This is a genomic window from Herbidospora solisilvae (genome assembly GCF_009901565.1).
Lineage (GTDB): Bacteria > Actinomycetota > Actinomycetes > Streptosporangiales > Streptosporangiaceae > Herbidospora > Herbidospora solisilvae.
In genome coordinates this window covers 213,152-237,453 of record NZ_WXEW01000007.1, presented here as the reverse complement: position 1 = coordinate 237,453, position 24,302 = coordinate 213,152, and the positions used below count along the sequence as shown (strand labels likewise).

Genomic DNA, 24,302 nt, shown 5'->3' with positions numbered 1-24,302 from the left:
CGGCCAGAGCGGTCAGATCGGGAAGGCGCCGCGACGCCACCGCCAGTGGCGGCCGGCACGCAGATGGTCGACGACCGCCCGCTGCAGCGCGGTGCGGCGCGGCAGCCGGTCGAGCGGCGTGGTCAGCGAACGGAACACGAACCGCAGCACCTCGACGTCGGCGTCGATCCCCTCGGACTCCTCGTAGGGCTCCAGCTCGAACCTGCGCTGGAACCGGACGATGTTGGAGTCGTCGGGCAGGTACTCGGCCAGTTGCGGGTCGAGCAACCACGAACCGCAGGCGAACGCCGTGTACGTCTCGCCGGGGAAGTGGCGCGGGAAGAACACCCGGGCCCGGTCGAGCGAGTCGTCGATCGCCTCCGGGGTCATCGGCCCCGTCTCGGGGATGTGCAGGTCGAGGGTGGCGCCGCCACGGTGGAACTGCAGCCGGCCCAGTTCGTAGATCGCGCCGCGCACGTGGAGCGTCAGCCAGCTCTGCATGACCGGCCAGCCCTCACGGTTCATCCGCCGGTCGATCGCGAGGTTGCGGCCGAGGTCGGCGAGACTGAGCCACGTCAGGTCCTCGGCGACGCCGTGGTCGCGGTGGAACCCGACGGCGACGTCGACCAGGGCCAGGTAGGCGTACACATAGAGGTGCCGCCAGGCGGGCCCGCGGTCGCGGGCCAGTTCCGGGCCGGGCGGCAGCCAGGCGTGGCCCCCGAGGTCGGCGCGGACCAGGGCGATGGAGCGGTCGAGCAGCCAGCGCAGCTCCGGAGTCCAGAACGGGGAGCCGGGATCGGGCCAGCCTTCCATGATCTCGGCCGCGTCGTCGGGCCGGACCGCGAGCCGGTCGAGCAGCTCCGGGACGTCCGCCTTGGCGGGCAGCGGGACGGAGGGCAGGTCACCGGCGAGCCGGTGCACACGCTCGACCTCTTCGGCGGGAACTCCGAGCCGGGCGGCGATGGTGGTCAGGTCCACGCGGACGATCCTAGGCGAATGGGGACGAAGATCTCGGTCGCCGACGTCATCCGGGTGACGGAGGGGGTCGAGCCCCCTCCGCGCTTCCCCGGCGTGTCCGGCCCGCCGACCGAGATCCTGGAGAAGGTGCGCGGCCGGGAGCAGGCCCAGCTCCGGGAGATCGACCCCGGCCGTCGGAGTGAGTCGTCAGCGGACCTGGACGAAGACGGGGTTGGAGTAGAACCAGAGGTCCTCCCAGGGGCTCTCCTTGCCGTCGGCCAGCGGCTCGGCCTCGTCGGTGCCGGTGCCGCGGACCCGGGCGTACAGGTCGGTCTGGACGTCGCGCAGGGTGTGGCGGATCACGTAGTCCTGGCCCTGGCGGCGCCAGTCGCGGGGGCCGAAGCGGGCCAGAAGTCGGAGCCGCCGCGGGTCCAGTGCACGTGGGAGTCGGAGGTCGCGGTGATCCACCAGCGGCGTCCCTCGCCGAGCAGCGCGTCCCAGAGGCCGCCGACGCGGGCCGTCATCTGGTTGAAGCCGCCGTAGGTGGGGTGGTTGCCGTAACCGCCGCGCGCGCCGCCGTTCAGCGGGCCCGCCTGGTGGCCGGGCGCGCCCTCGAAGCCGACGTAGACGTCGGGGGCGGCGTCGTTGCCGTCGCGGAACTCGCGCAGGGTGCGCGCCAGCTCCGGCCGCCGGGGGCGGCGGGCTTGTCGTGGCCCCGGGCGTCGTCGGCGGCGGCCGTGCCGGTGGTCGCCAAGGGGCTCGCGGCGATCAGGGTCGCGCCGATTCCGGCGTACCGGACGAGCTGCCGACGCGAGATGGCCGCGCCCTCGGAACCTTCGTTGTGCTTGTCTGTCACTTCGAGCCTTCCGCTCGCTGTTTGAGAAGGGTGCGACAGACGAGTCTCAAGCGGCAGGCTGAACAGGACATAAATGTTGATCAGGCCCATAGAGAACAGAAGTCGCCATTATGGACGTCACGGACATCGTGCTGGCGATCGTCGCCGCCCTCGCCCTCACCTGGCTCACGCTGGTCGCCGCGCTGGTGTTCCTCCGGCCGCGCGGCGGCCTGCTGCGTGAGGCGCTGCGGGTGCTGCCCGACGTGCTCCGGCTGATCCGCCGCCTGGCCGCCGACCGCGACCTGCCGCGCGGGGTGCGCGTCCGGCTGGGGCTGCTGCTGGTCTACCTGGCCGTCCCGATCGACCTGATCCCCGACTTCATCCCGGTCCTCGGTTACGCCGACGACGCGATCGTCGTCGTGGCGGTGTTGCGGTCGGTGGTGCGCCGCGCGGGCCTGCCCGCCGTCCGGGCCCACTGGCCGGGCACCGACGACGGCTTCGAGGTGGTCAGACGCCTCACCGGGATGGGCGGAGGCCGTCCATGAGGAGGTCGAGCAGGCGGCCGGCCTGGTCGCGCTGGCCGGGTTCGCTGGCGATGAGGGCGATCCCGCCCAGCGCCATGAGCACGTCGAGGGCCGCGACGTCGCCCCGGACCGTGCCCTCGTCGGCGGCGGCGTCGAGCAGGGAGCCGAGCGCATCGGTGATCCGCGTCCGGATCGCCAGCCGCCGCTCCTCGTCGCCCGCGAGCACGACCTTCAGCGCGTCGGCCATGGCGCGCTTGGCCGCCAGGAAGTCGAGGAAGTCCTCCATCCAGACGCGCGGACGCACCCCCGGCGCCTGCGCCTCCTCGCAGATCCGGTCGACCTCGCCGCTGTAGACGGCCCAGACCAGATCCTCGCGGGTCGGGAAACGGCGGTAGAGGGTGCCGATGCCCACACCCGCCTCCTTCGCGATCTCCCGCAGCGACGCGTCGGCGCCGTCGCGGGCGAAGGCCCGGCGGGCGGCGGCGAGCACCAGATCCTGGTTGGCCTTCGCGTCGGCACGCAGGCGGTCGGCCACCTGACCTCCCCTGACTTGAAAACGGAGCATGCTCCGCTTATGGTCGGACGTATGCGGACGGTGCTCCGCTTATCCCCAGTCTAACGAGGAGGAACGATGACGCATTCGCTGACCGACACCGTCGCCCTGGTCACCGGAGCGAGCAGCGGGATCGGCGCGGCCACGGCCCGCGCCCTGGCGGCCGAAGGCGCCGCGGTGGCGCTGGTGGCCCGGCGCGGCGAACGGCTGCGGGCGCTCGCGGCGGAGATCCGGGCGGACGGCGGAACCGCCGCGGTCGTGACGGCCGACATCGCCGACCGCACTCAGGCGCACGACGCCGTGGGCCGGGTCGTCGACGAGCTCGGCCGCCTCGACACGGTGGTCAACAACGCGGGCCTGGCCCTCGTCGGCCCGGTCGAGGCGGCCCCCGAGGACGAGTGGGACCGCATGCTCGCGGTCAACGTCGGGGGCCTCCTGCACGTCACCCGGGCCGCGCTGCCGCATCTCGTCACGGCGGCGGCGGACTCGCCCCGGCGGGTCGCCGACCTGGTCACGATCAGTTCCACCGCCGGCCGGGTCGCCCGCGCCGGTCAGGCCGTCTACAGCCTGACCAAGTCGGGCGTGAACGCCTTCTCCGAGTCGCTCCGGCAGGAGTTGCAGCCCAAGCGGGTCCGCGTGGGAATCGTCGGGCCCGGGACCGTCGACACCGAACTCTCCTCCCACCTGCGCGACGGCGTGCGGGAGGCGGTGGCCGGCCAGATCGGCGGCATGGAGCTGCTGCGCCCGGAGGACGTCGCCGACGCGGTCCGCTACATGGTCACCCGGGAGCGGCGGGTCGCGGTCAACGAGATGCTGGTCCGGGCCGGCGCGCAGACGTGGTGACCGGTCAGGCGACCGAGATCATGGCCGCCGACCGGGTCGCGCCGTCGCCCGGGTCGATCAGCAGGCAGGCGCCCGTGATCCGGCTGTCGGCGTAGTCGTCGACCGCCAGGTCCGAGGCCGTGCGAACGACCACGTCGCCGATGTCGTTGACGGCCAGCGGGCCGCCCGACCCGATGTGCTCCACCACCGCGCGGACCGTCCGGGTCGTGTGCTTGACCAGCACCTGCTCGCCGACCGTGAGGGCCTTCTCGTGCAGGTGGCAGACGGTCGCGCGCAGCTCCCGGGTGGCCTCTGGCGCGGTGGCCTCGGGCGAGATCAGCGCGCCGCGCGCCACGTCGAGGTCGTCGGCCAGCCGGACCGCGATCGACTGCGGCGCCCACGCCATCGCCACCGGCTGCCCGAGCACGTCGATGCCCGCCACCGTCGTCGTGTGGCCGCCGGGCTGGATAACCACCCGTTCGCCGACGTGCAGGATGCCGCCCGTGAGCTGGCCGGCGTAGGCGCGGCGGCCCCGCGTCTTGATGACGTACTGGACCGGGAGACGCGCGGGCAGCCCGGTCAGGTCCTCGCCGGCCTCGGCCGTCTCCAGGAACTCCAGCACGGTCGGCCCGGTGTACCAGCCCATGTGCTCCGACGGGGTCACCACGTTGTCGCCGGTCAGGGCGGAGATCGGGATGGCCGTCACCTCGCCGGGGTAGTCGAGGTCGCCGGCGATCGACGCGAAGACCTCCTCCGACCAGCCGACCAGGTCCATTTTGTTGACCGCCAGCACCAGCGCGGGCACCCGCAGCAGCCCGGCGACGGCGGCGTGGCGGCGGGTCTGCTCGGTGACGCCCTTGCGGGCGTCGACCACGAGCACGACGAGCTGCGCCGTCGAGGCGCCGGTCACCATGTTCCGGGTGTACTGCACGTGGCCCGGCGTGTCGGCCAGCACGAACCGGCGGCGCGGGGTGGCGAAGTAGCGGTAGGCCACGTCGATCGTGATGCCCTGTTCCCGCTCGGCGCGCAGGCCGTCGGTGAGCAGGGCCAGGTCGCTGGGCGAGGCGATCTTCTCCAGCTGGTCGGACATGACCGACTTGGAGTCGTGCAGCAGACGTCCGACCAGCGTCGACTTGCCGTCGTCGACGGAGCCGGCGGTGGCCAGCCTGAGCAGTGTGGACATCAGAAGTACCCTTCTCGTTTGCGGTCCTCCATGGCGGCCTCGGCCAGCCGGTCGTCGGCGCGGGTCGCGCCGCGCTCGGTGATGCGCGAGGCCGCGATCTCCTCGACGACCTCGGCGGGGGTGCGGGCGGCCGACTCGACCGCGCCGGTGCAGGACATGTCGCCGACCGTGCGGTAGCGGACCGTCCTGCGGACCAGCCGCTCCGCGTGGCCGCCCCACGCGCCGGGGCACAACCACATGCCGCGCCGGTCGAACACCTCGCGTTCGTGGGCGTAGTAGATCGACGGCAGCGCGATGTCCTCGGCCGCGATGTACTGCCAGACGTCGAGCTCGGTCCAGTTCGACAGGGGGAAGACGCGCACGTGCTCGCCCGGGGAGTGGCGGCCGTTGTAGAGGTTCCACAGCTCCGGGCGCTGGCGGCGCGGGTCCCAGCCGCCGAACTCGTCGCGGAGGGAGAAGACGCGCTCCTTGGCGCGGGCCTTCTCCTCGTCGCGCCGCCCGCCGCCGAAGACGGCGTCGTGGCCGCCGGCCTCGATGGCGTCCAGCAGGGGCGTGGTCTGCAGTCCGTTCCGTTCCGGCACGTCCGGCAGCACGCCCCGGTCGATGTAGTCCTGCACCGAGGCGACCGTCAGCCGCAGGCCGGCCGTCACCCGGTCGCGGAACTCGATGACCTCGGGGAAGTTGTGGCCGGTGTCGACGTGCAGGAGCGGGAAGGGCACCGGCGCGGGCGCGAAGGCCTTGACGGCGATGTGCAGCATGACGATGGAGTCCTTGCCGCCGGAGAACAGCAGCACGGGCCGGTCGAACTCGCCGGCGGTCTCGCGCATGATGTGCGCGGCCTCGGCCTCCAGCGCCTCCAGATACGTGGTGGTCGTCATCACGCCGCCCTCTCGACCAGCCGCGTCTCCGCGGCGATCCACTCGGCCACCGCCCGCGACAACACCGCGCGGGCCCGCCGGTATTCGACGGCGTCGAGGTGCTCGTGGGGGGTGTGGTCGAGCTTGGCGTCGCCGGGGCCGTACGCCACCATCGGCACCCCCTGCCATGTCGTGGCCAGCGTGTTCATGTCGCTGCTGCCCTTCTTGGCCAAGAACCGGTTGACCACCCCCTCGGCCCGGAAGGCCCGCGAGAAGGCCTTGACCAGGGGGCTGGTGCGCGCGGTGAGGTGTCCGGGGGTGGCCCGCAGCACCTCGACCCCGACGGGATGGGCGAGCTTCCGGATCAGCCGGGTCAGGTCGTCGACCGACAGGTCGGCGGGCACCCGGACGTCCACGACCGCCTCTCCGCGCTGCTCGTCGCCGCCGTTGACGGCGTGGATGCCGAGCACGGCCAGCAGCGCGTCGGGCCCCGCCTCGGCGAGGGCCGCGCGCAGCCGGGCGAGCACGTCGACCATCTGGTCGGCGGCCGTGGTGACGCCCTGGCCCGCGGTGTGCCCGACGGGGTCGGCGACGGCCATCCGGACCTTCAGCAGCCCGTAGTAGCCGATGGTCAGCGCGCCCGCGCCGGACGGCTCGCCGATGACGACGGCGTCGGCCGGGTAGTGGTCGCGGACGAAGAACGCGCCCGCCGAGGTGATCTCCTCCTCGACCGCGCCGACCACCCGCACCTGGACGTCGGGCGGGACGTCGAGCTCGTGCAGCGTCTCCAGGTAGGCCACCAGGCTGCCCTTGGCGTCGACGCAGCCCCGGCCGGAGATGGTGCCGCCGTCCCAGCGGACGGGCCAACGGTGCGGGACGGTGTCGAGGTGGCCGAGCATGAGGAGGCGGCGGCGGCCGGAGCCCTTGGAGGCCACCAGGTTCCCGGCCTCGTCGATCTCGGCGTCGATGCCGCGTTCTCGGCACCACCCGACCAGATATCCGGCCAGTTCCCGCTCGTCGCGGGAGACCGAGGAGATCTCCACGGCCCGCGACAGCAGCGTGAGGTCGTCGGCGGGCGGGGCGGCCCGCCAGAAGCGGGTGCCGGCGTCCAGGGAGTGGGGGCCGGTGATGGCGACGTCGGCGCTGCCGTCGAGGGCGATCTCGGCGGCGCGCACCTTCTGCCGCATGCGGCCCTGGGCGTGGCGCAGGCCTTCGCCCCGGCCGAGGTCGGAGATGCCGGATTTCGGGTCGTCGACGTCCGCCAGCAGCCCGGGTGTCCCGGTCACCAGCCGCAGGTGGTCGGCGTCGAGCGCGTTGGCCAGTTCGGCGGCCAGCACGTCGGCGTCCACGTTCAGCGGCGTGCCGCCGTCGGAGGCGGCGGCGGGGGGCGCCAGGCAGACGACGTCGAACGCGTCGAGCAGGGTGGCCAGGCAGTCGGCGTCCACCGACGAGACGACCCCGGCGCGGTGGTCGCGCACGATCACCGCCCGGTCGCCCGACACCGCCCGCAGCGGCGGGTTGGGCCGGGCCGTCACCAGCGAGCCCGCCTGGGCGGTCGAGGTGAAGCAGGTCAGCCCGCGTGTGGTCAGCGCGGCGTGGACCCGGGGCAGGGTGACGCGCTCGTAGGCGGCCACGATGTGGTCCATCTCCTCCGGCGGGCAGTAACGCGCCGTCGACCCGTTCTTCAGCGTGAGCGAGCGCACCGGACGCCCGATGGCGGCGTAGTGGGCCGCGATGCCGGCCGCGCCGCCCGCCACCAGGAGGATCCGCGCGCCGCGCCCGCGCAGGCGGGCCACCTCGTCGAAGACGGTCTCGTGGGCGAGGCTGGCGCTGCCGATCTTGACAACGTAGAGGGCCGCCGTGTGGGTGGTGGCGACCTCACCGAGAACAGACACGATTCACACTCCTCTGGTGTTGCCGCCGTCGGCCACGAAGACCGTGCCGGTGACGTAGGAGGCCTGGTCGCTGGCGAGGAAGGCGGCCAGCGCGCCGAAGTCGTCGACGTCGCCGATCCGGCCCAGCGGGATGCGCCGGGCGACGGCGGCGAGTTCCTCCTCGACGGAGTCGCCGAACTGCTCGTCGAGGATGGGGGTGCGGTGGAAGCCGGGGGCCAGCACGTTGACCGTCACCCCGCTCGCGCCCAGCGTGGCGACCAGGCCCTTCATGTAGCCGAGCAGGCCGAGCCGGGCCACCGACGACAGGCCGCTCTCGGGGTGCGGCTGCCGGACCGACTCCGAGGCGATCATCAGCAGCCGCCCCCAGCCGTCCTTCTTCACGTAGGGCAGGGCGGCCAGCGTCAGGGCGATGTGCGGGATCAGGTTGGCGTCGATCGCGGCCCGGTAGTCGGCCACGCCGAACGCGTCGACGGGGCCGAACGGCACGCCGCCGGAGTTGGTCACCACGATGTCGATGCCGCCGAGCGTGGCGGCGGTGTCGCGGACCCAGGTGGCGGCGGCGTTCTCGTCGCACAGGTCGACCGGGACGCTCAGCACGTCGCCGTCGCCCATCGCGCTCACCTCGACGTGGGCGCGGGCGAGCTTGGCGGGGTCGCGGCCGCAGATGGCCACGCTGGCCCCCTCGGCGGCCAGGGCCTTGGCGACGCCGAGGCCGAGGCCGCTGCTGGAGCAGGCCACCAGGGCGACCCGCCCTCTCAGGCGCAGATCCATGGGATGTCCCCTCAGGTCAGAATCGGGTAGCCGTACCGGCCGAGCAGGGGCAGGGCCGGGGCCGTGGCGGCGGCGCGGGCGCGGGGCGGAAGGCCGGTGCGCCAGCGTTCGTCGGCGCGGATGCGCGCCGGGCCGGCCGACAGCCGGTCGGGGTTGCCGGTGACCGTGTGGTTCACGCTCAGCGTGACGTTGCCGTCGGCGTCGGCCGGCGGGTCGTCGTCGAGGCCGGCGAACCGCAGCACCCGGGCGAGGGTGCCGCGCGGGTCGCGGCACAGGTCCTCGTGGCGGACCCGCAGGTAGCGGTCGGGGGCGGCGTGGCCGGACAGTTCGGAGGCCAGGTTGAAGCCGGTCCAGTAGCCGCTGCTGCGGGCCGGGCTCATCGGGTCGATGTAGTCCTTGGCCCTGGCGTAGGAGAACGCGGTGGCGCGGGGGTCGCGCACCATGTGCAGCACCCGCACGTCGAGGTCGGCGCGGCCCAGCAGGGCCGCCGCCTCGGCCGGGAACTTCGAGCCGTCGACGACGAGCCGCTCGCCGCCGTGCGCGGCGAGGGTCCGGTAGACGTCGGCGGTACGCCCGACCGCCTCGGCCACCCCCGGCGCGGTGGGCACCCGGCCGGTCGACTCGGCGATGCGGTCGCGCGTGTGGCGGGTGCGCAGCAGCGCCCGCTGCTGGAGCGTCATCAGCCGCGCCTCGCCCTCCGACGAGGTGATCACCTGTGACCAGAGCCCGCAGGAGGTGACGTCGGCCCCGCAGCCGCAGGTGGAGTTGGTGCCCGCCTTCAGGATGCCGTTCTGCCAGAGGTAGTGCAGCTCGCCGGCGTGCAGCACGCCGGGCAGCTCGCCCAGCACGTTGCCGAGCATGGTGCTGCCGCTGCGCAGCCAGCCGGTGATGTAGAGGATTCGCGGCTCACCCATGCCACGTCACCGCCATCAGGTGCTGCGGCAGGTGCACCGCCAGCCCGATCCTGGACGTGGCCCTGACGGCGCCCGGGACCAGCGCGATCGACGCCACGCCCGGCATGAGCAGCGTGCAGGCGGCCCGGAAGTCGCCCATGAGCAGGGTGTCCTTGGGCATCATGCGGGTGCGCGAGACGGTGATCCCGGCGTTCTGGAACCGCGCGAGCAGGTCGTCGCGGACCATCTTCCAGTACGTCTCCGGATGCGCCACCACGCCGTCGCACGACCCGCCGGTCTCCTCGATCTCCCCGGCGGCGCGGGTGACCGTGGTCGCCAGGTCGTCGTGGCTCTCGGCCGAACGGCTGCCCGGCAGGCCGAGCAGGCCGGTGATCGCGCCGTCGGCGGTGCCGTGCAGCAGCGACTCGTTCTCGACGACGGACAGGCGTACCAGCACCCGGTAGTCCACATAGGCGGCGAGCAGCGCCGGGTCGGCGGCGACGCCGTCGGGGAGCGGCACCTCGACGGAGAGGTCGGTCAGCGGCGCCTTCATGAGGCGGGGCGCGAACGCGGCCTCCGGCGTCGCGCCGTAGGCGGTGCCGGCCGCCTCGATCCGACCCTTGGGCGGCTCGTGGACGTAGGACACCGACCCGTCGGCCACGTCTGCCGTCTTCAGCAGGTGCCGGACCGTGTAGCGGGGCCGGGACGCGAACAGCGGAAACGCGGCCGGAAGGTGCAGGTCGAACGGGACATCACGGGCCCCGGCGGCCACCTCGGCGGCGAACCGCTCCCCCGGCGACAGGGCGGCCGGGGCTTCTTGCAGGGCGATCGCTCGCATTGAGCCCTCCTAGGGATATACGACTCCAATCGAGCCTATGAATTCGCCGGATGAATTTCCGCACCAATTCGAGTAGCGCCGCTTATGCTCGGGGAATCACCTGTTTATATGGCCCCCGATAAGCGCGGGAATTCACTTCGATCGGCAACCCTTATTGGCGATCGGCCGCCGATTCTGGTTACGGTTGAAACGCCGATATTTCCCCGAGACATAGGGACGAGCCATGCAGAAGGTTATGAACGCCCCCGAGTGTCCCGAGTGCGCGGCGCCGGTCTCCATCGACGCCGACGCCCGGGTGAGCGAGATCGTCGAATGCCTCGACTGCCGCAGCGAGCTGGAGATCTCCTCCGTCACGCCGCCGTCCCTCACCCTCGCCCCCGAGGTCGAAGAGGACTGGGGGGAGTAATGCGCTCCGGCCACCGCCTCGCCGTGCTCGCGTCACGGGTGCGGTTCGAGGAGAAACAGATCATGGCCGCGCTGGAACGGCGCGGCGCGACATTCGTCCACCTCGATCCCCGGTCCCTGGTCGTGGCCGACGGCGTTTCCCGCACCGATTTCGTGCTGAACCGCGAGGTCGGCCACTACCGGGCCCTCTACGCCGCGAGCGCGCTGGAGTCGGCGGGGGCGACGGTGCTGAACACCGCCGCCGCCACCCACGTCAGCGGCGACAAGTGGCTGACAACCTCGGCGCTCATGGCCGCGGGCCTGCCGACCCCCCGCACGGCCCTGGCCATGACGCCGGAGGCGGCCGTCGACGCCCTCGACCAGATCGGCTACCCGGCGGTCGTGAAACCGCTGGTCGGCTCGTGGGGCCGCCTGGTCACCGCGCTGCCCGACCGGGCCACCGCCACCGCCGTGCTGGAGCACGTCGCGGCCCTGCCGTCGCCCCAGCAGCACGTCGTCTACGTGCAGGAGCTCGTCGAGAAGGCCGACCGGGACATCCGGGTGCCGGTCGTCGGCGGGCGGGCGCTGGGCGCGACCTACCGGCGCGGCGACGAGTGGCGCACCAACGTCGCCCGGGGCGCCGTCTCGACCCCGTTCGAACTGACCGACGTCCACGCGAAGCTCGCGGTGGCCGCCGCCGAGGCGGTGGGCGCCGAGATCGCCGGGGTCGACCTGCTGGAGGACGCCGACGGGCACCTGACCGTGCTGGAGGTCAACGACCGCGTGGAGTTCCGCGGCTTCCAGAACGCCTGCGGCATCGACGTCGCCGACGCCGTCGCCGCCCACGTCATCGCGAGGGCAGAGGCATGATCAGATGCGCCGTCGTGGGAGGCGCCGGCTACATCGGCGGCGAACTCCTGCGCATCCTCACCGGGCACCCATCGGCCGAGCTGGTGGCCACCACCTCACGGCGGCTGCGCGGCCGGCAGATCGACGGCGCCCACCCCAACCTGCGCGGCCGCACCCGGCTGGCCTTCGTCTCCGACGAGGAGCTCGACCAGGACGGCCCCTACGACGTGCTGTTCCTGGCCACACCCCACCGCGAGACGATGCGGCGGATGCCCGAGTACCTCGGGCTGGCCGCGACCGTGGTCGACCTGTCGGGCGACTTCCGGCTGCGCGACCCGGCCGTCTACGCCGACTACTACGGCGTCGACCACGCCGCCCCCGACCTCGTCGGGAGCTTCACGACCGGCGTACCGGAGCTGCACCGCGAAGAACTCCAGGTCGCGAGCCGCATCAGCGTGCCCGGGTGCATGGCCAACGCCGGCATCCTGGCGCTGACCCCGCTGGCCGAGGCCGGGCTGATCCACGGCGAGCTGACCGTCGACGCGCGGACCGGGTCCAGCGGCGCCGGCGCGACCGCCGGGGCCGAGAACCTGCACGCCGAACGCAGCGGCGCGCTGCGTGTGTTCGCGCCCACCCGGCACCGGCACGAGGCGGAGATCGCCCAGGCCACCGGCCTGCCGGTCCGGATGACGGCGACCGGCGTCGAGGCCGTGCGCGGGGTGCAGCTGCTCTGCAAGGCCCGCTTGGCCGACGGCGCCGACGAACGCGCGATCCGGTCGGCCTACCGCGACCGCTACGCCGACGAGCACTTCGTGCGGGTGGTCGCCCACCGGCGCGGGCTGCACCGCTTCCCGGACGCCAAGATCCTCTCCGGCTCCAACTTCTGCGACGTCGGCTTCGCCCTCGACGCCGGTTCGACCACGGTCACCGTGATCGCGGCCCTCGACAACCTCGTCAAGGGCGGCGCCGGCAACGCCGTGCAGTGCGTGAACATCCGCCACGGCCGTCCCGAGCGCGAGGGCCTGGAGTTCGTCGGCCTGCACCCGAACTAGGAGAAGCGATGACCACCACCATCGACGCCCCGCCGGCGGCCGGGACGGCCGCCCGGATCAGGGAGCACGTCGTCAACCTGTGCGCCGGCCCCGAGGGCGGCCACCTGGGCGGCTCGATGTCGCTCGCGGAGATCCTCGCCACCCTGTACACGCGGGTGCTGCGGGTCGATCCGCTCGACCCGGCCCGGCCCGACCGGGACGTGCTGCTGCTGAGCAAGGGGCACGGCGGGCTGGCGCTCTACGCCGCGCTCGCCGAGGCCGGGTTCTTCCCCCCGGAGCGCCTGGGCGAGTACGCCCGCCCCGGCAGCGAGTTCATGGCCCATCCGCACCCCGAGATCCCCGGCGTCGAGATGCCCTCGGGTTCCCTCGGCCACGGGCTGGCGCTGGCGGTCGGGTTCGGGCTGGGCTTCCGGCTCGACCAGGCCGACCGGCGCTGCTTCGTCGTCATGGGCGACGGCGAGCTCCAGGAGGGCTCGGTCTGGGAGGCCGCCTCGGTGGCCGCCGCCCAGCGGCTCGACAACCTCGTCGCGGTCGTCGACCGCAACCGGCTCCAGATCACCGGCGCGACCGAGACGATCGACGCGCTCGAACCGCTGGCCGATCGGTGGTCGGCCTTCGGCTGGTCGGTACGCCAGGTCGACGGCCACTCCTGCGAGGAGCTGGAGGCCGCGCTGACCGAACCGCCGGCGCCCGGCCGCCCGACCGTCGTGATCGCCCACACCGTGAAGGGCAAGGGCATCCCGTTCGTCGAGGACCAGCCCCGCAGCCACTACGCCAAGCTGGGCGAACGCCAGCACGCCAGGGCCCTCGCCGCGCTGCGAAGGGGGGCCGCGTCATGACCGCGTCGTCACGCGAGGTCTACCGCGACGCCGTGCTCGACCTGCTGCCGCGGGACGAGCGGCTGGTCTGCCTCGACTCCGACACCGGCCTGTTCGACTCCGCCCAGTTCCCCGAGCGCTACGTCAACCTCGGCATCGCCGAGCACACGCTGATGGGCGCGGCGGCCGGGCTCGCCAAGTCGGGCCGGATGCCGCTGGTCAACACGATGGCGGCGTTCGCGTCGTCGCGCGCCAACGAGGCCGTGAAGATCGACATCGCGCTCAACAACCTGCCGGTGCGGATCGCCGCCACCCATTCGGGCGTGTCCGCCGGCCACCTCGGGCCGACCCACCACGCGCTGGAGGACCTGGCCGTGATGCGGACGCTGCCCAACATGACCGTGGTCGTCCCGGCCGACGGCCCGCAGACCGGGACCCTGTTCCGGCAGGCGCTCCGCCTCACGGGCCCGGTCTACCTGCGGCTCGGCCGCAACGCCACCCCGGAGCTGCCCGACGCGCCGCCGGTCACGCTGGGCCTGGCCCAGGTGCTCAGGGACGGCGCCGACGTCACGATCGCGGCCTGCGGGCCCTACCCGGTGCTGGCCGCGCTCGACGCCGCCGACACGCTGGCCGCCGAGGGCGTCAGCGCGTCGGTGCTGAACGTGCACACCGTGAAGCCGCTCGACGTCGCCACGATCGCCGCCCACGCCGGACGCTCCGGAATCGTCGTGACCGTCGAGGAGCACTGGCGGAACGCCGGGTTCGGCGCCGCCGTCGCCGAGTCGCTCGCCGAGATCGCGCCCAACCTGGTGCTCCGGGTTGCGATGCCCGACGCGTTCGTCCCCGTCTCCGGCGGGCAGCGATATCTGGCCGAACGCGGAGGCGTCACCTCGGCCGCGGTCGCCGCCAAGGCTCGTTCCGCGCTGGGGAGGGATCCGCGATGACCATCATGGACGACCTGCGCGCCCATCCTCCCGGCAAGCTCGCCCTGGTCTGCTACCAGGACGGCGGGGCCGTGGAGCTGACGTACGGAGAGCTGCTCGACCGCGTCGACCGCATGGCCACCCTGCTGCGCGGGCTCGGCGTCGGCAGAGGCCAGGTCGTGACGTTGCAGCTGCCGAACTCGTGGCAGCTCGCGGCCTTGATCCTGGCGTGCTACCGGATCGGGGCGGTCCCCGGGCCGGTCGTGCCGATCATGCGCAGGCGCGAGGTCCAGTTCATGCTGAACCTGACCGAGAGCCCGGTCTACATCGCGAAGGGGGAGTTCCGCGGGTTCTCGTACCGGCGGATGATCGACGACGTGGACGCGCCCACGCTGCGCCACGCCCTGTTCGTCGACGACCTGGAGCTTCCCTCGCCGGACCTCGACGGGGTCGCCGAATCGGGTCCGGGCGACCCGGCGCAGGTGGCGTTCACCTCCGGCACGACCGGGGAGCCGAAGGGCGTCGTGCACACCCACGACAGCCTCCACGCGATGAACCGGGCGCAGGCCGACGTGCTCCACCTGACCGAAGGCGTCGTCACGGCCATGGGGTCGCCGACGACCCATCAGGCCGGGTTCACCTGGAACCTGTTCATGCCGCTGCTGCTGGGCGGGACCGCCGTGCACGTCGAGTCGTGGGACGCCGGCCGGATGCTCGACATCCTCCAGGAACGCGGCGTCACCTTCTTCATGGGCGCCCCGACGTTCCTGTCCGACCTCATCGAGGCGCAAGCCGGGCGGCCGCGTGACCTCCGCAAATTGGAGACCTTCGCGACCGGCAGCGCGCCGATCGCGCCCTACCTGGTCGAACGCGCCCGCGACGTGCTCGGCTGCCGCCTCTACGCGTTGTGGGGCATGACCGAGAACGGCTGCGTCACCATCACCCGGCCGGAGGACCCGCCGATGCGGGCCGCCGAGAGCGACGGGACCGTCGTGCCCGGCATGGAGGTGCGGATCACCGGCGAGGGCCGGTTGCAGGTCAGGGGCGCCTCGCAGTGCGTCGGCTACTTCCGGCGCGAGCACGTCTACCGGGCCTGCCTCACCGACGACGGCTGGTTCGACACCGGCGACCTGGCCCGCGACGACGGTTACGGCGGCATCCGGATCACCGGGCGGGCCAAGGACGTCATCATGCGCGGCGCCGAGAACATCCCGGTCGTCGAGGTCGAGGCCGCCCTGCTGCGGCACTCCTCCGTCCGCGACGTGGCGGTCGTCGGCTACCCCGACGAGCGGCTCGGCGAGCGGGCCTGCGCGGTGCTGGTGGCCTCGTCCGGGGTGACGCTCGACGACCTCCGGGTGCACCTGGCCGGGCTCGGCATGGCCAAGCAGTACTGGCCGGAACGGCTGGAGCTCGTGCCGTCGCTGCCGCGCACGCCGTCCGGGAAGATCCAGAAATTCGCCCTGCGGGAGGGGCTGCGATGAACCTCGACTTCACACCCCAGCAGGAGACGCTGGCCAAACGGGTGCGCGAGTTCGCCGCCGACCGGATCGCGCCCTTCCGGGCCGAGAGCGACCGGCGGGCCGAATACCGCCCCGGGCTGCTGGCCGAGATGGCCGCCGAAGGCCTGTTCTCGGTGCGCGTCCCCGAGGAGTTCGGCGGTCAGGGCCTGGACGCGGTCAGCACCGGCATCGTGCTGGAGGAACTCGCCGCGGCCGACCTGTCGGTCTGCTACCCGGTGCTCAACGCGGCGCTGGTCGGCGGCGTGCTGGCGTCGAACGGCAGCCCCGCCCAGCTGGCCCGCTGGCTCCCCGGCATCGCCGCCGGCACGTCGATCGTCGCCCTCGGCCTCACCGAGGCCGGCCACGGGACCGACGCGGCGGCCATCGAGACCGTCGCGGAGCACTCCACTGACGGCTGGCGGCTGACCGGCGAGAAGACGTCCATCATGGCCACCGCCTACGCCACCCACGGGCTGCTGTTCGCCCGGACCGGCGAGGCCGGGGCCCGCGGCGTCAGCGCCTTCTACACCCCGCTGCACGGCGTGCGCCGCGAGCTGCACACCGACCTGGGCTGCCGCTCGGGCGGGCGGGGCCGCTTCACCCTCGACGGCCTGCGGGTCGCCGACGAGGACCTCGTCGGCCGTCCGGGCGCGGGCTTCGTGGAGGTCATGCGCGGCTTCGGGGTCTCCCGGGCGCTGATCTCCCTGATGGCCGTCGCCGTCGGGCAGGCGGCCCTGGACGAGGCCATGGCCCACGCCGGACGGCGCGAGGCCTTCGGCCGGCCGATCGGGAAGTTCCAGTCGGTCGCCTTCCCCCTGGTCGAACACGCGACCATGCTGCACGCGGCGCGGCTGGTCTCCTACGAGGCCCTGGCCGCCGCCGACGCGGGCCGCGACCCCCGGTTGCCCGCGAACATGGCGAAGTGGTGGGCCCCGAAGGCCGCCATGGAGGCCGTGCACCAGTCGCTCCTCACGATGGGCCACCTCGGCTGGTCGGAGGACGGTCCGGTGGCCCAGCGCCTCAGAGACGTCATCGGCCTCCAGCTCGCCGACGGCACCGCCGCCGCGACCAAACTCGTCGTCGCCCGTCACCTGCTGGGACGGGAGGCGGCCCCGTGACCGGCCGCGCCCTGGCGGTAGGTGCGCATCTTCGCGCGTGTGCCGCAGACGGCCATCGAGCACCAGCGGCTGCCCCGGTTCCTGGAGCGGTCGTAGAAGGCCCATTCGCAGCGGTGCTCGCGGCAGGCCTTGAGGCGGGACCACGAGCCGTCGGCCACGGCGGCGGCGACCGTGCCGAGGATCGTCGCGAACACCCCGCGCACGTCCTGCTGGACCGGGCGCAGGCCCAGGGTCTCGCCCGACACGACCAGCGGGCAGTCGCGGGCGACGTGACCGATCGTCAGCCGGGCCTCGGGGTCGGGGGCGGCGCCGTTGTTCTCGCGGAGCACGGCGCGCAGCGCCTCCCGCAGGGTGACGGCGTCGCGCCGGTCGAGCTCCCCCACCTCCGGCGTGAAGCCGTGGCGGGCGAGCCAGCGCGCGGCCCCCTCGGTGGTCGCGAACTCGTCGGGCCCGAACTCCACGTTGACGCTGTTCACGAACGACTGAACGAGCGCCAGCGGGCCCGGCGCGATCTCCCTGTCTCCCGGCTGACCTTTCATGCTTACCAGTAAACGAATTTCACTGGTAACAATCAAGTTAGAGGAGGAAACCCCATGTTCCAGGAGAACCGGAAACCGGCCCTGGCACTGCTGTGCATGGCCCAGTTCGTGCTGGTCCTGGACTTCGCGATCGTCAACGTCGCACTGCCCTCCATCCAGCGTGACCTCGGCTTCACCGACAGCGCCCTGCAGTGGGTCGTCGGCGCGTACGCGTTGTTCTTCGGCGGGTTCCTGCTGGTCGGCGGGCGGCTCGGCGACATCGTGGGACGCAAGAGGATGTTCGTCGGCGGGCTGGCCGTCTTCACCGCGGCCTCCTTACTGGGCGGGGTGGCGACCGAGCCGATCGTGCTCATCGTCGCCCGCGCGCTGCAGGGCCTCTCGGCGGCGGCGGTGTCGCCGGCCGTGCTGGCGCTGATCGCGGCGGGCTATCCCGAAGGCAAGGAGCGCGCGAAGGCCATGGGCATCTTCGGCGCGGTCGCCTCGGCCGGGTTCACCGGCGGGGTGCTCTTCGGCGGCATCCTCACCGAGGTGTTCGGCTGGCGGGCGGTCATGTTCGTGAACGTCCCGGTCGGCGTCGCGCTGGTGCTGCGGGCGGTCGGCCGCCTGGCCCCCGACCACGTCACCGCGCGCACCCAGAAGATCGACGTCCCGGGCGCGATCCTGGTCACGGCCGGGATGTGCGCGCTGACCTACGCCCTCACCACCGCGACCGACCACGGCTGGGGCGCCCCCGGCGTCGTCTACCCGCTCATCGGGGCGGCGGTGCTGCTCGCCGCCTTCTTCGTGCTCCAGACCAGGCGGGAGCACCCGCTGGTGCCGCTGTCCATCTTCCGGATCCGGGGTGTGGTCGCGGGCGACTCGATCGCGTTCCTGTCGGGCGGCGTCATGTCGATCTCGACCTACTTCCTGACCCTCTACATGCAGCACGGCCTCGGCTACTCCGCCATCCAGACCGGCGTCGCGTTCTTCCCGCAGGCCGTCGTGACGGTGTTGTCGGCCAAGTTCGTGGCCGACCTGACCGGGCGGGTCGGGCCCCGGCCCGTGCTCATCGGGGGCGCGGCGTTCCTGACCGCCGGTTCGGCCTGGCTGCTCACGGTGCCCGTGGGCGGGAGCTACTGGCTGCACGTGCTGCCCGGCGGCGTCCTGATCGGGCTCGGCGTCACCGTCATGATGATCTCCACGGCGGTGGCCGCCACGACCGGGGTCGACGGGCCGAGGATGGGCCTGGCCAGCGGCCTCTACAACTCGCTGCGCCAGCTCGGGGTCGGGCTGCTGCTCGCCGTCGCCGTGACGGCGGCGGTGCCGACCACCGATCCGCGCAACATCGGCAGCTACCACGTCGCGTTCGGCATCAGCGTGGTCCTGTCGGTGCTGATCGCGCTGATCGCGGCGGCGGTCCTGCCGTCCAGGAAACCCGCGCCGGCCAAGCACAAGGAAACGGTCGACGCCTGAGAAATGCGCGAAAAGGCCGGTCTCCCTATTACGGGAGGCCGGCCCTTTTTATGGCATAACAAGCGCTAATCGGCACGCCATTGTTTGCCCTTAGTTACCGCCATAGCGTTGTAAACGGTAACAGCGAAAGGACGGACATGGCGGACACACTGATCGCCGGCGGCGGGATCGGCGGCCTGGCGGCCGCGCTCTCGATCGCCCGAGAGGGCAATCGCGTGACCGTGCTCGAACGCGGTGACCGGTTCGCCGAACTCGGCGCGGGGATCCAGCTCGCGCCCAACGCGTTCCGCGCCCTCGACCTGCTGGGCGTGGGCGACCAGGTGCGCGACCGCGCGGTCTTCATCGACGAACTGCGCTTCATGGACGGCACCACCGGCCGGCGCGTCGCCGGGCTGCCCCTCACGGGCGCCTACCGGGAACGTTTCGGCAACCCCTACGCCGTCGTCGCCCGGGGCGACCTCTACCAGCCGCTGCTGGACGCCTGCCGCGCCGACGGCCGCATCGAGCTCCTGCCGGGCCACACGGTCACCGGCTACACGCAGAGCGCCGCCAAGGTCGTCGTGGACGGTTTCGAGGCCGACTACCTGATCGGCGCCGACGGCATCCGCTCGGCGGTCCGGGCCCAGCTCGTCGGCGACGGCCGCCCCCGGGTCTCCGGCCACACCATCTACCGGTCGGTCATCCCGATGGACCGGGTCCCGGCCGAGCTGCGGTGGAACGTCGTCACCCTGTGGGGCGGGCCCAAGTGGCACTTCGTGCACTACCCGATCGGCGGCGGCCGGTTCCTCAACCTGGCCGCCACCCGCGACGACGGAGCCGCCCGGGAGGTCGCGGGCGAACCGGTCGCGCGGGACCGCGTACGGAAGGAGTTCCCGGGCCTGAGCGACACGGCCGCAGCGCTGCTGGAACTCGGCGACGAGTGGCGGACCTGGGTGCTCTGCGACCGCGACCCGGTCGACACCTGGACCGACGGCCGGGTGGCCCTGCTCGGCGACGCGGCCCACCCCATGCTCCAGTACGCCGCCCAGGGCGCCTGCACGGCCCTGGAGGACGCGGTCGTGCTCGGCAGGGTCTTCCCCGACCTCGACACCTACGCCGCGCTGCGGCGGGAGCGTACCGCGAAGGCGACGCTGACCGCCCGCCGGCTCGGCGAGCACCTCTACCACCCGGCGGGCCAGGCCGCCCGCGACCGGAACACCATGCTGGCCGCGCTGTCCGAGACGGACCTGCACGACCACGTGGCCTGGTTACACGCCTTCGATCTAGCAGAAAGGATCCCGAGCGATGCGGTTCGATGACATCTGGGTCGCCGGAACCGGCGGCACGCTCGGCGAACGGGTGCCGGTCGAGCGGGCCGTCGCCTGCGGCGACTACTCGGCCGAGGCCGCGAGGAGCACCGGGCAGGTCTCGGTCGCGATGTCGCGGCAGGCCCCGCCCGAGATGGCGGTCGCCGCCGGGCGCCGCGCGGTCAAGTCGGCCGAGGACGGCGGCGCGGCCGTCGGCCCCGACACCTTCTACCTGCACAGCCACAGCCACTTCCAGGGCGTCGACATGTGGCCGGCCGCCTGCTGGGTCGCCGGGGAGCTCCTCGGCACCGAGCTGCGCGGCATGCCGATGTCGGTCCAGGCCGCCTCCAACGGCTCCCTGGGCGCCCTGGAGATCGCGGCGACCGTGCTCACCGCCCGGCCCGAGACCCCCTCGGCGCTGATCACCGTCGCCGACCGGTTCGCCCCGCCCGCCGACCGGTGGTACCTGTCGCCCGGCATGGTGTTCGGGGACGGCGCGGCGGCGGCCGTGCTGACGAGAGGAAGCGGGCAGCTCCGGCTCCGCAGCCTGGTGTCGGAGACCGACGCCACGCTCGAGGGTCTGTCGCGGGGGGACGAACCGTTCCGCACCGCGCCCCAGCCGGGAGCCGACATGCGCGGCCGCACCCGGGCGTTCCTCGCCCACGGCGGCCTGTCGCTGAAGGACGTGCGGCGGCGGTCGGCCGAGCGCACCCGCAGCGTGGTCACCCGGGCCCTGGACGAGGCCGGCAAGAGCCTCGATGAGATCGACTGGTTCGTCACCCCGTTCGTGGGGCGGGCCCTCCACCAGGACGGCTTCGTCCGTCCGTTCGACGGCTACACGCCGAGGAACACCCTGCTCGACCTCGGCCTGACCACCGGGCATCTCGGCCCGGCCGACGGCCTCTACGCGCTGCACCACCTGATCCGCGACGACCTGCTCGCGCCCGGGGCCACGGTGCTGGTGCTCGGCACCGGCATGGGCTTCACCTTCTCCGCGGCAGTGCTTACGAGGGAGGACACGCCATGCGTCCGGTGAACGCCCGCATCTCCGCGGTGGAACCGCTGCTCACCCCGGCCGAACTGCGCGCCGAGGTCCCGGTGGGCGATCTGGCCGCCCGCACCCTGCTCAAGGGCCGGGAGGAGGTCGCCCGGGTGCTCGACGGCACCGACGACCGGCTGCTGGTCGTGACGGGCCCCTGCTCGGTGCACGACCCGGCCGCCGCGCTCACCTACGCCGAGCGCCTGGCCCGCCTGGCCGAGGAGGTCTCCGACACGCTGCTGCTGGTCATGCGCGTCTACGTGGAGAAGCCGCGCACCCGGCTGGGCTGGAAGGGCCTGGTCACCGACCCGCACCTCGACGGCAGCGACGACGTCAACGAAGGGCTCCGGCTGTCGCGCGAACTGCTGACGAAGGTGCTGGAGCTCGGCCTGCCCACCGGCTGCGAGTTCCTCGACCCGACCGTGGCCCGCTACCTGTCCGACGCGGTCTGCTGGGGCGCGATCGGCGCCCGGACCGTGCAGAGCCAGACGCACCGGCAGCTCACCAGCGGCCTGGCGATGCCGATCGGCATGAAGAACACCACGACCGGCGCGGTCGGCGACGCCATCGACGCGATCGTCTGCGCCGCCCACGGCCACGTCTTCCCCGGCATCGACGACGACGGCCTGGCCTCGGTCATCCGGACCAGCGGCAACCCCGACTGCCACGTCGTGCTGCGCGGCGGCGCGGCCGGGCCGAACTACGGGCCGCTCGACGTCGCCCGCGCGCTCGACGCCCTCACGGGCGCCGGCCTGCCGCGCCGGCTCGTCATCGACGCCAGCCACGGCAACAGCGGCAAGGACCACGAACGCCAGCCGGTCGTCGTCGCCGACGTCGCCCGCCGGATCGCCGCGGGTGAACGCGGCATCGCCGGGCTGATGGTCGAGAGCTTCCTCGCCTCGGGGCGGCAGGACCTCGTCCTGGGCTCCTCCGACCGCCTGGTCTTCGGCCAGAGCGTCACCGACGCCTGCGTCGGCTGGGACCGCACGACCCGGATGATCGCCCAGCTCGCCGACGCCGTCACCGCCGGACGCGCCACGACTGTCGCCGCCTGAAGCGAGACGCGGACGGCCGGAGGCCGGCCGTGGCTCGCGCTCTGAACCTGCCTCAGATAAAGGACTGATCATGGAAACCGCTCTTCCCCTGGCCCGTCCCGGCGGGGACCCGGCCGTCACGCACGAGCGCCGGGTCGAGGCGCCGGGCCGCGCCCTCATCGCCCTGCTGCACCGCTACACCGGCGAGACCGAGATCGCCGGCTCCCACGTCACGGGCGACATGACCGTCGGCGAGATCGCCGCGAGGCTGCCCGTCACGATCGGCCCGCTGTCGTTCGACGGGACCACCCTGCGGATGCGGGGCTCCGACTTCGACGCCGACGCCGCCGACCAGTACGCCGCCCACCTGGGCCGCTTCCTCGACCCCGCGGCGAAGGTCCGCGACGTCGAGATCCTCACGCCCGAGGAGACCGAGCGCATGCTGGTCGCCTGGAACCAGACCGCCGAGCCGGTCCCGGCGCCCTACTTCCACGAACGCGTCGCCGAGATCGCCCAGGACACCCCGCACGCCCCGGCCGTCGTCTGGCCGGGCGGCACGATGACCTTCCGCGAGCTCGACGACGACGCCAACCGGCTCGCCCACCGCCTGACCGCGCTCGGCGTGCGGCCCGGCGACCGGGTCGGCACCTGCTTCCCGCGCGGCCCCGAGAGCCTGATCGCCCAGCTCGCCTGCTTCAAGGCCGGCGCGGCGGCGATCCTGCTCGACCCCGACTTCCCCGCCGACCGGGTCCAGTTCATGATCGTGGACGGCGCGGCGAAGCTCACCCTGACCATGGACGCCCACCGCGACGTGGTCACCGGCCACGTGGTGACCCTCGACGGCGACGACTGGCGGCGGGAGTCCCCCGCCCCGATCAACTCGGCCGTCGGCCCCGACGACCTGATCCACGTCTGCTACACCTCCGGGTCGACCGGCAAGCCGAAGGCCGTCATGGTCCGCCACGGCGCGGCCCGGAACCTGATCTACTCCATGCGCACGATCTGCGGCGTCACCCCGTCGTCGCGGGGCACCTGGCTGGCCGCGCCCGGCTACGGCATGGTCGAGGTCGAGTGCTTCTCGGTGCTGGCCGCCGGGGCGCCCGTCCACATCCCCGAACCGTCGGTCGTGACCAGCCCCGAGTGGCTGCGCGACTGGCTCGTCCGGAGCCGGATCACCCACACGCTGCTCATGAAGGCCATGTGCGAGCGCCTGTGGGACCTGGAGTGGCCGCCCGAGACGGCCCTCCGCAACATCCGCATCTGCGGCGAGCGGGTCCAGTCGTGGCCCCTCGACCTGCCCTTCCACGTCTTCAACCTGTACGGCTCCGCCGAGGCCACCGTCGTGGCGACCTGCGACATCACCGAACTGGGCCGGGAGCTCGGCGAGCGCGAGCGGGCCAGGCGCCTGCCGCCCATCGGCCGCCCGACCCCCAACGTCCGCACCTACGTCCTGGACGAACGGCTCCGGCCGGTCCCGCCCGGCGTGGTCGGCGAACTGTGCGTCGCCGGGGAGAGCCTGTCGTCCGGCTACCTGAACCGGCCCGAGGCGACCGCCGAGAAGTGGGTCTCCCACGAGCTGGGCACCCTCTACCGGACCGGCGACCTGGCCCGGTTCTGGACCGACGGCAGCATCGAGATCGTCGGCCGGACCGACAACCAGGTGAAGGTGCGCGGCAACCGGGTGCACCTCGGCGAGATCGAGGTCGTCATCGCGGCCCAGCCCGGGGTCCGCCAGGCGGCCGTGCTGGCCAAGAAGGACACCTCCGGGGACACCCGCCTGGTCGCCTACGTCGAGGGCGACCCCTCGATCCGCGACCTGCGACGGGCCCTCGCGAAGCTGCTGCCCTCGTTCATGGTGCCGTCGGCGTACGTCGTCGGCCGGTTCCCGCTGACCACGAACGGGAAGATCGACCGCGCCGCGCTGCCCGAGCCGCCCAAGGAGCGCCCGGACGTCGACAGCCCCTACGAGGAGCCCCGCACCGACGTCGAGAACACCCTGCGCGACCTGTGGGCGACCACGCTCGACCTCGACGGCATCGGCGTGAAGGACAACTTCTTCGACCTGGGCGGCGACTCGATGCGGGCCGCCGCGCTGACCGACCGGATCAGGGCGCGCTTCGCCACCGACGCCGACATCGACGACCTCTTCGACGACCCGACGATCGAGCGCATGGCCGTGGCCATCGCCGCGAAATGAGGACG

Annotated in this window: 26 protein-coding genes; 14 read left to right on the top strand and 12 right to left on the bottom strand. The window is 73.0% G+C overall.

Annotation, left to right across the window (positions count from 1 at the left end; translation table 11 throughout):
- Window positions 1-12 precede the first annotated feature (12 nt).
- The 4 genes from GT755_RS24260 to GT755_RS24250 all read right to left on the bottom strand — a co-directional run bounded on the left by GT755_RS24260 (window position 13) and on the right by GT755_RS24250 (window position 1,792).
- Window positions 13-957: an acyltransferase domain-containing protein gene (locus GT755_RS24260; RefSeq protein WP_161481938.1), complete on the bottom strand. Its 945-nt coding sequence runs from the start codon at window positions 955-957 to the stop codon at window positions 13-15.
- A gap of 186 nt (window positions 958-1,143) precedes the next feature.
- Window positions 1,144-1,299, bottom strand: coding sequence for a hypothetical protein (locus GT755_RS38690; protein WP_202610456.1), 156 nt, complete (start codon window positions 1,297-1,299; stop codon window positions 1,144-1,146).
- Entirely contained in the window at window positions 1,296-1,460 is a 165-nt protein-coding gene (locus GT755_RS38685) for a hypothetical protein (protein WP_202610455.1), read from the bottom strand. Before GT755_RS38685 ends, GT755_RS38690 begins: the two co-directional genes overlap by 4 nt.
- 56 nt (window positions 1,461-1,516) lie before the next feature.
- Entirely contained in the window at window positions 1,517-1,792 is a 276-nt protein-coding gene (locus GT755_RS24250; RefSeq protein WP_161481937.1) for a hypothetical protein, read from the bottom strand.
- A gap of 110 nt (window positions 1,793-1,902) precedes the next feature.
- On the opposite strand from GT755_RS24250, the gene GT755_RS24245 reads away from it, so the two are divergent.
- Window positions 1,903-2,316, top strand: coding sequence for a YkvA family protein (locus GT755_RS24245; protein WP_161481936.1), 414 nt, complete (start codon window positions 1,903-1,905; stop codon window positions 2,314-2,316).
- On the opposite strand, the gene GT755_RS24240 is transcribed toward GT755_RS24245, so the two are convergent.
- Entirely contained in the window at window positions 2,288-2,830 is a 543-nt protein-coding gene (locus GT755_RS24240) for a TetR/AcrR family transcriptional regulator (RefSeq protein WP_202610454.1), read from the bottom strand. The two genes, GT755_RS24245 and GT755_RS24240, sit on opposite strands and share 29 nt — an antisense overlap.
- 96 nt (window positions 2,831-2,926) lie before the next feature.
- Here GT755_RS24240 and GT755_RS24235 point away from each other — a divergent pair, with 96 nt between their 5' ends.
- Entirely contained in the window at window positions 2,927-3,691 is a 765-nt protein-coding gene (locus tag GT755_RS24235; protein WP_161481934.1) for an SDR family NAD(P)-dependent oxidoreductase, read from the top strand.
- Between the two features lie 4 nt (window positions 3,692-3,695).
- Here GT755_RS24235 and GT755_RS24230 read toward each other — a convergent pair whose 3' ends face one another.
- The 6 genes from GT755_RS24230 to GT755_RS24205 are packed head-to-tail and all read right to left on the bottom strand — an operon-like array spanning window position 3,696 to window position 10,107.
- The gene (locus GT755_RS24230; RefSeq protein WP_161481933.1) at window positions 3,696-4,853 is read right to left on the bottom strand and encodes a sulfate adenylyltransferase subunit 1; all 1,158 of its coding nucleotides are present in this window, start codon (window positions 4,851-4,853) and stop codon (window positions 3,696-3,698) included.
- Window positions 4,853-5,731 carry a sulfate adenylyltransferase subunit CysD gene (gene cysD / locus GT755_RS24225; RefSeq protein ID WP_161481932.1) on the bottom strand — a complete coding sequence of 293 codons (879 nt, stop codon included), beginning with the start codon at window positions 5,729-5,731 and terminating at the stop codon, window positions 4,853-4,855. The genes GT755_RS24230 and cysD overlap by 1 nt, the downstream gene beginning before the upstream one ends.
- Complete coding sequence (locus GT755_RS41270) at window positions 5,731-7,605, bottom strand: M20/M25/M40 family metallo-hydrolase (protein ID WP_161481931.1); 1,875 nt, start codon at window positions 7,603-7,605, stop codon at window positions 5,731-5,733. Before GT755_RS41270 ends, cysD begins: the two co-directional genes overlap by 1 nt.
- Before the next feature lie 3 nt (window positions 7,606-7,608).
- The gene (locus tag GT755_RS24215; RefSeq protein WP_161481930.1) at window positions 7,609-8,376 is read right to left on the bottom strand and encodes an SDR family NAD(P)-dependent oxidoreductase; all 768 of its coding nucleotides are present in this window, start codon (window positions 8,374-8,376) and stop codon (window positions 7,609-7,611) included.
- Between the two features lie 11 nt (window positions 8,377-8,387).
- The gene (locus tag GT755_RS24210; RefSeq protein ID WP_161481929.1) at window positions 8,388-9,290 is read right to left on the bottom strand and encodes a sulfotransferase family protein; all 903 of its coding nucleotides are present in this window, start codon (window positions 9,288-9,290) and stop codon (window positions 8,388-8,390) included.
- Complete coding sequence (locus GT755_RS24205; protein ID WP_202610453.1) at window positions 9,283-10,107, bottom strand: family 3 encapsulin nanocompartment shell protein; 825 nt, start codon at window positions 10,105-10,107, stop codon at window positions 9,283-9,285. The genes GT755_RS24210 and GT755_RS24205 overlap by 8 nt, the downstream gene beginning before the upstream one ends.
- Before the next feature lie 223 nt (window positions 10,108-10,330).
- Between GT755_RS24205 and GT755_RS24200 the strand changes: the two genes are divergently transcribed.
- From GT755_RS24200 to GT755_RS24170, 7 genes are read left to right on the top strand one after another with little or no spacing between them, the layout of a single operon-like run.
- The gene (locus GT755_RS24200; protein WP_232320225.1) at window positions 10,331-10,513 is read left to right on the top strand and encodes a lysine biosynthesis protein LysW; all 183 of its coding nucleotides are present in this window, start codon (window positions 10,331-10,333) and stop codon (window positions 10,511-10,513) included.
- Window positions 10,513-11,361, top strand: a complete 849-nt coding sequence (locus GT755_RS24195) for a RimK family alpha-L-glutamate ligase (protein WP_161481928.1) — start codon at window positions 10,513-10,515, stop codon at window positions 11,359-11,361. Before GT755_RS24200 ends, GT755_RS24195 begins: the two co-directional genes overlap by 1 nt.
- Window positions 11,358-12,392 carry an N-acetyl-gamma-glutamyl-phosphate reductase gene (argC, locus tag GT755_RS24190; protein ID WP_161481927.1) on the top strand — a complete coding sequence of 345 codons (1,035 nt, stop codon included), beginning with the start codon at window positions 11,358-11,360 and terminating at the stop codon, window positions 12,390-12,392. The genes GT755_RS24195 and argC overlap by 4 nt, the downstream gene beginning before the upstream one ends.
- An 8-nt stretch (window positions 12,393-12,400) precedes the next feature.
- Window positions 12,401-13,231 carry a transketolase gene (locus GT755_RS24185; RefSeq protein WP_161481926.1) on the top strand — a complete coding sequence of 277 codons (831 nt, stop codon included), beginning with the start codon at window positions 12,401-12,403 and terminating at the stop codon, window positions 13,229-13,231.
- A complete protein-coding gene (locus GT755_RS24180) occupies window positions 13,228-14,154 on the top strand; it encodes a transketolase family protein (protein ID WP_161481925.1) in 927 nt (308 codons plus the stop codon). Before GT755_RS24185 ends, GT755_RS24180 begins: the two co-directional genes overlap by 4 nt.
- Complete coding sequence (locus GT755_RS24175; protein ID WP_161481924.1) at window positions 14,151-15,614, top strand: AMP-binding protein; 1,464 nt, start codon at window positions 14,151-14,153, stop codon at window positions 15,612-15,614. The genes GT755_RS24180 and GT755_RS24175 overlap by 4 nt, the downstream gene beginning before the upstream one ends.
- Window positions 15,611-16,750: an acyl-CoA dehydrogenase family protein gene (locus GT755_RS24170; RefSeq protein WP_161481923.1), complete on the top strand. Its 1,140-nt coding sequence runs from the start codon at window positions 15,611-15,613 to the stop codon at window positions 16,748-16,750. Before GT755_RS24175 ends, GT755_RS24170 begins: the two co-directional genes overlap by 4 nt.
- Here GT755_RS24170 and GT755_RS24165 read toward each other — a convergent pair.
- Window positions 16,720-17,289, bottom strand: a complete 570-nt coding sequence (locus GT755_RS24165; protein WP_161481922.1) for a CGNR zinc finger domain-containing protein — start codon at window positions 17,287-17,289, stop codon at window positions 16,720-16,722. The two genes, GT755_RS24170 and GT755_RS24165, sit on opposite strands and share 31 nt — an antisense overlap.
- Window positions 17,290-17,343: 54 nt before the next feature.
- Between GT755_RS24165 and GT755_RS24160 the strand changes: the two genes are divergently transcribed.
- From GT755_RS24160 to GT755_RS24140, 5 genes are all read left to right on the top strand, one after another.
- Window positions 17,344-18,741, top strand: coding sequence for an MFS transporter (locus GT755_RS24160; protein ID WP_161481921.1), 1,398 nt, complete (start codon window positions 17,344-17,346; stop codon window positions 18,739-18,741).
- A 137-nt stretch (window positions 18,742-18,878) separates the two neighbouring features.
- Window positions 18,879-20,039 (top strand): FAD-dependent monooxygenase, encoded by a 1,161-nt coding sequence (locus GT755_RS24155; RefSeq protein ID WP_161481920.1) that lies wholly within the window; start codon window positions 18,879-18,881, stop codon window positions 20,037-20,039.
- Window positions 20,026-21,063 carry a ketoacyl-ACP synthase III family protein gene (locus GT755_RS24150; protein ID WP_161481919.1) on the top strand — a complete coding sequence of 346 codons (1,038 nt, stop codon included), beginning with the start codon at window positions 20,026-20,028 and terminating at the stop codon, window positions 21,061-21,063. The genes GT755_RS24155 and GT755_RS24150 overlap by 14 nt, the downstream gene beginning before the upstream one ends.
- Window positions 21,051-22,121, top strand: coding sequence for a 3-deoxy-7-phosphoheptulonate synthase (locus GT755_RS24145; RefSeq protein WP_161481918.1), 1,071 nt, complete (start codon window positions 21,051-21,053; stop codon window positions 22,119-22,121). Before GT755_RS24150 ends, GT755_RS24145 begins: the two co-directional genes overlap by 13 nt.
- Window positions 22,122-22,191: 70 nt before the next feature.
- On the top strand, window positions 22,192-24,297 hold the full coding sequence (locus GT755_RS24140; protein ID WP_161481917.1) for a non-ribosomal peptide synthetase: 2,106 nt from the start codon (window positions 22,192-22,194) through the stop codon (window positions 24,295-24,297).
- Window positions 24,298-24,302: the final 5 nt, after the last annotated feature.

Coding starts and splice junctions, on each gene's coding strand:
- cysD (WP_161481932.1), bottom strand. CDS start 5,731: ATGACGACCACCACGTATCTGGAGGCGCTGGAGGCCGAGGCCGCGCAC.
- GT755_RS24175 (WP_161481924.1), top strand. CDS start 14,151: ATGACCATCATGGACGACCTGCGCGCCCATCCTCCCGGCAAGCTCGCC.
- GT755_RS24180 (WP_161481925.1), top strand. CDS start 13,228: ATGACCGCGTCGTCACGCGAGGTCTACCGCGACGCCGTGCTCGACCTG.
- GT755_RS38685 (WP_202610455.1), bottom strand. CDS start 1,460: ATGACGGCCCGCGTCGGCGGCCTCTGGGACGCGCTGCTCGGCGAGGGA.
- GT755_RS24245 (WP_161481936.1), top strand. CDS start 1,903: ATGGACGTCACGGACATCGTGCTGGCGATCGTCGCCGCCCTCGCCCTC.
- GT755_RS24150 (WP_161481919.1), top strand. CDS start 20,026: ATGCGGTTCGATGACATCTGGGTCGCCGGAACCGGCGGCACGCTCGGC.
- GT755_RS24185 (WP_161481926.1), top strand. CDS start 12,401: ATGACCACCACCATCGACGCCCCGCCGGCGGCCGGGACGGCCGCCCGG.
- GT755_RS24155 (WP_161481920.1), top strand. CDS start 18,879: ATGGCGGACACACTGATCGCCGGCGGCGGGATCGGCGGCCTGGCGGCC.
- GT755_RS24165 (WP_161481922.1), bottom strand. CDS start 17,289: ATGAAAGGTCAGCCGGGAGACAGGGAGATCGCGCCGGGCCCGCTGGCG.
- GT755_RS24210 (WP_161481929.1), bottom strand. CDS start 9,290: ATGGGTGAGCCGCGAATCCTCTACATCACCGGCTGGCTGCGCAGCGGC.
- GT755_RS24205 (WP_202610453.1), bottom strand. CDS start 10,107: ATGCGAGCGATCGCCCTGCAAGAAGCCCCGGCCGCCCTGTCGCCGGGG.
- GT755_RS24235 (WP_161481934.1), top strand. CDS start 2,927: ATGACGCATTCGCTGACCGACACCGTCGCCCTGGTCACCGGAGCGAGC.
- GT755_RS24215 (WP_161481930.1), bottom strand. CDS start 8,376: ATGGATCTGCGCCTGAGAGGGCGGGTCGCCCTGGTGGCCTGCTCCAGC.
- GT755_RS24160 (WP_161481921.1), top strand. CDS start 17,344: ATGTTCCAGGAGAACCGGAAACCGGCCCTGGCACTGCTGTGCATGGCC.
- GT755_RS24140 (WP_161481917.1), top strand. CDS start 22,192: ATGGAAACCGCTCTTCCCCTGGCCCGTCCCGGCGGGGACCCGGCCGTC.
- GT755_RS24195 (WP_161481928.1), top strand. CDS start 10,513: ATGCGCTCCGGCCACCGCCTCGCCGTGCTCGCGTCACGGGTGCGGTTC.
- GT755_RS24230 (WP_161481933.1), bottom strand. CDS start 4,853: ATGTCCACACTGCTCAGGCTGGCCACCGCCGGCTCCGTCGACGACGGC.
- GT755_RS24170 (WP_161481923.1), top strand. CDS start 15,611: ATGAACCTCGACTTCACACCCCAGCAGGAGACGCTGGCCAAACGGGTG.
- GT755_RS24200 (WP_232320225.1), top strand. CDS start 10,331: ATGCAGAAGGTTATGAACGCCCCCGAGTGTCCCGAGTGCGCGGCGCCG.
- argC (WP_161481927.1), top strand. CDS start 11,358: ATGATCAGATGCGCCGTCGTGGGAGGCGCCGGCTACATCGGCGGCGAA.
- GT755_RS24145 (WP_161481918.1), top strand. CDS start 21,051: ATGCGTCCGGTGAACGCCCGCATCTCCGCGGTGGAACCGCTGCTCACC.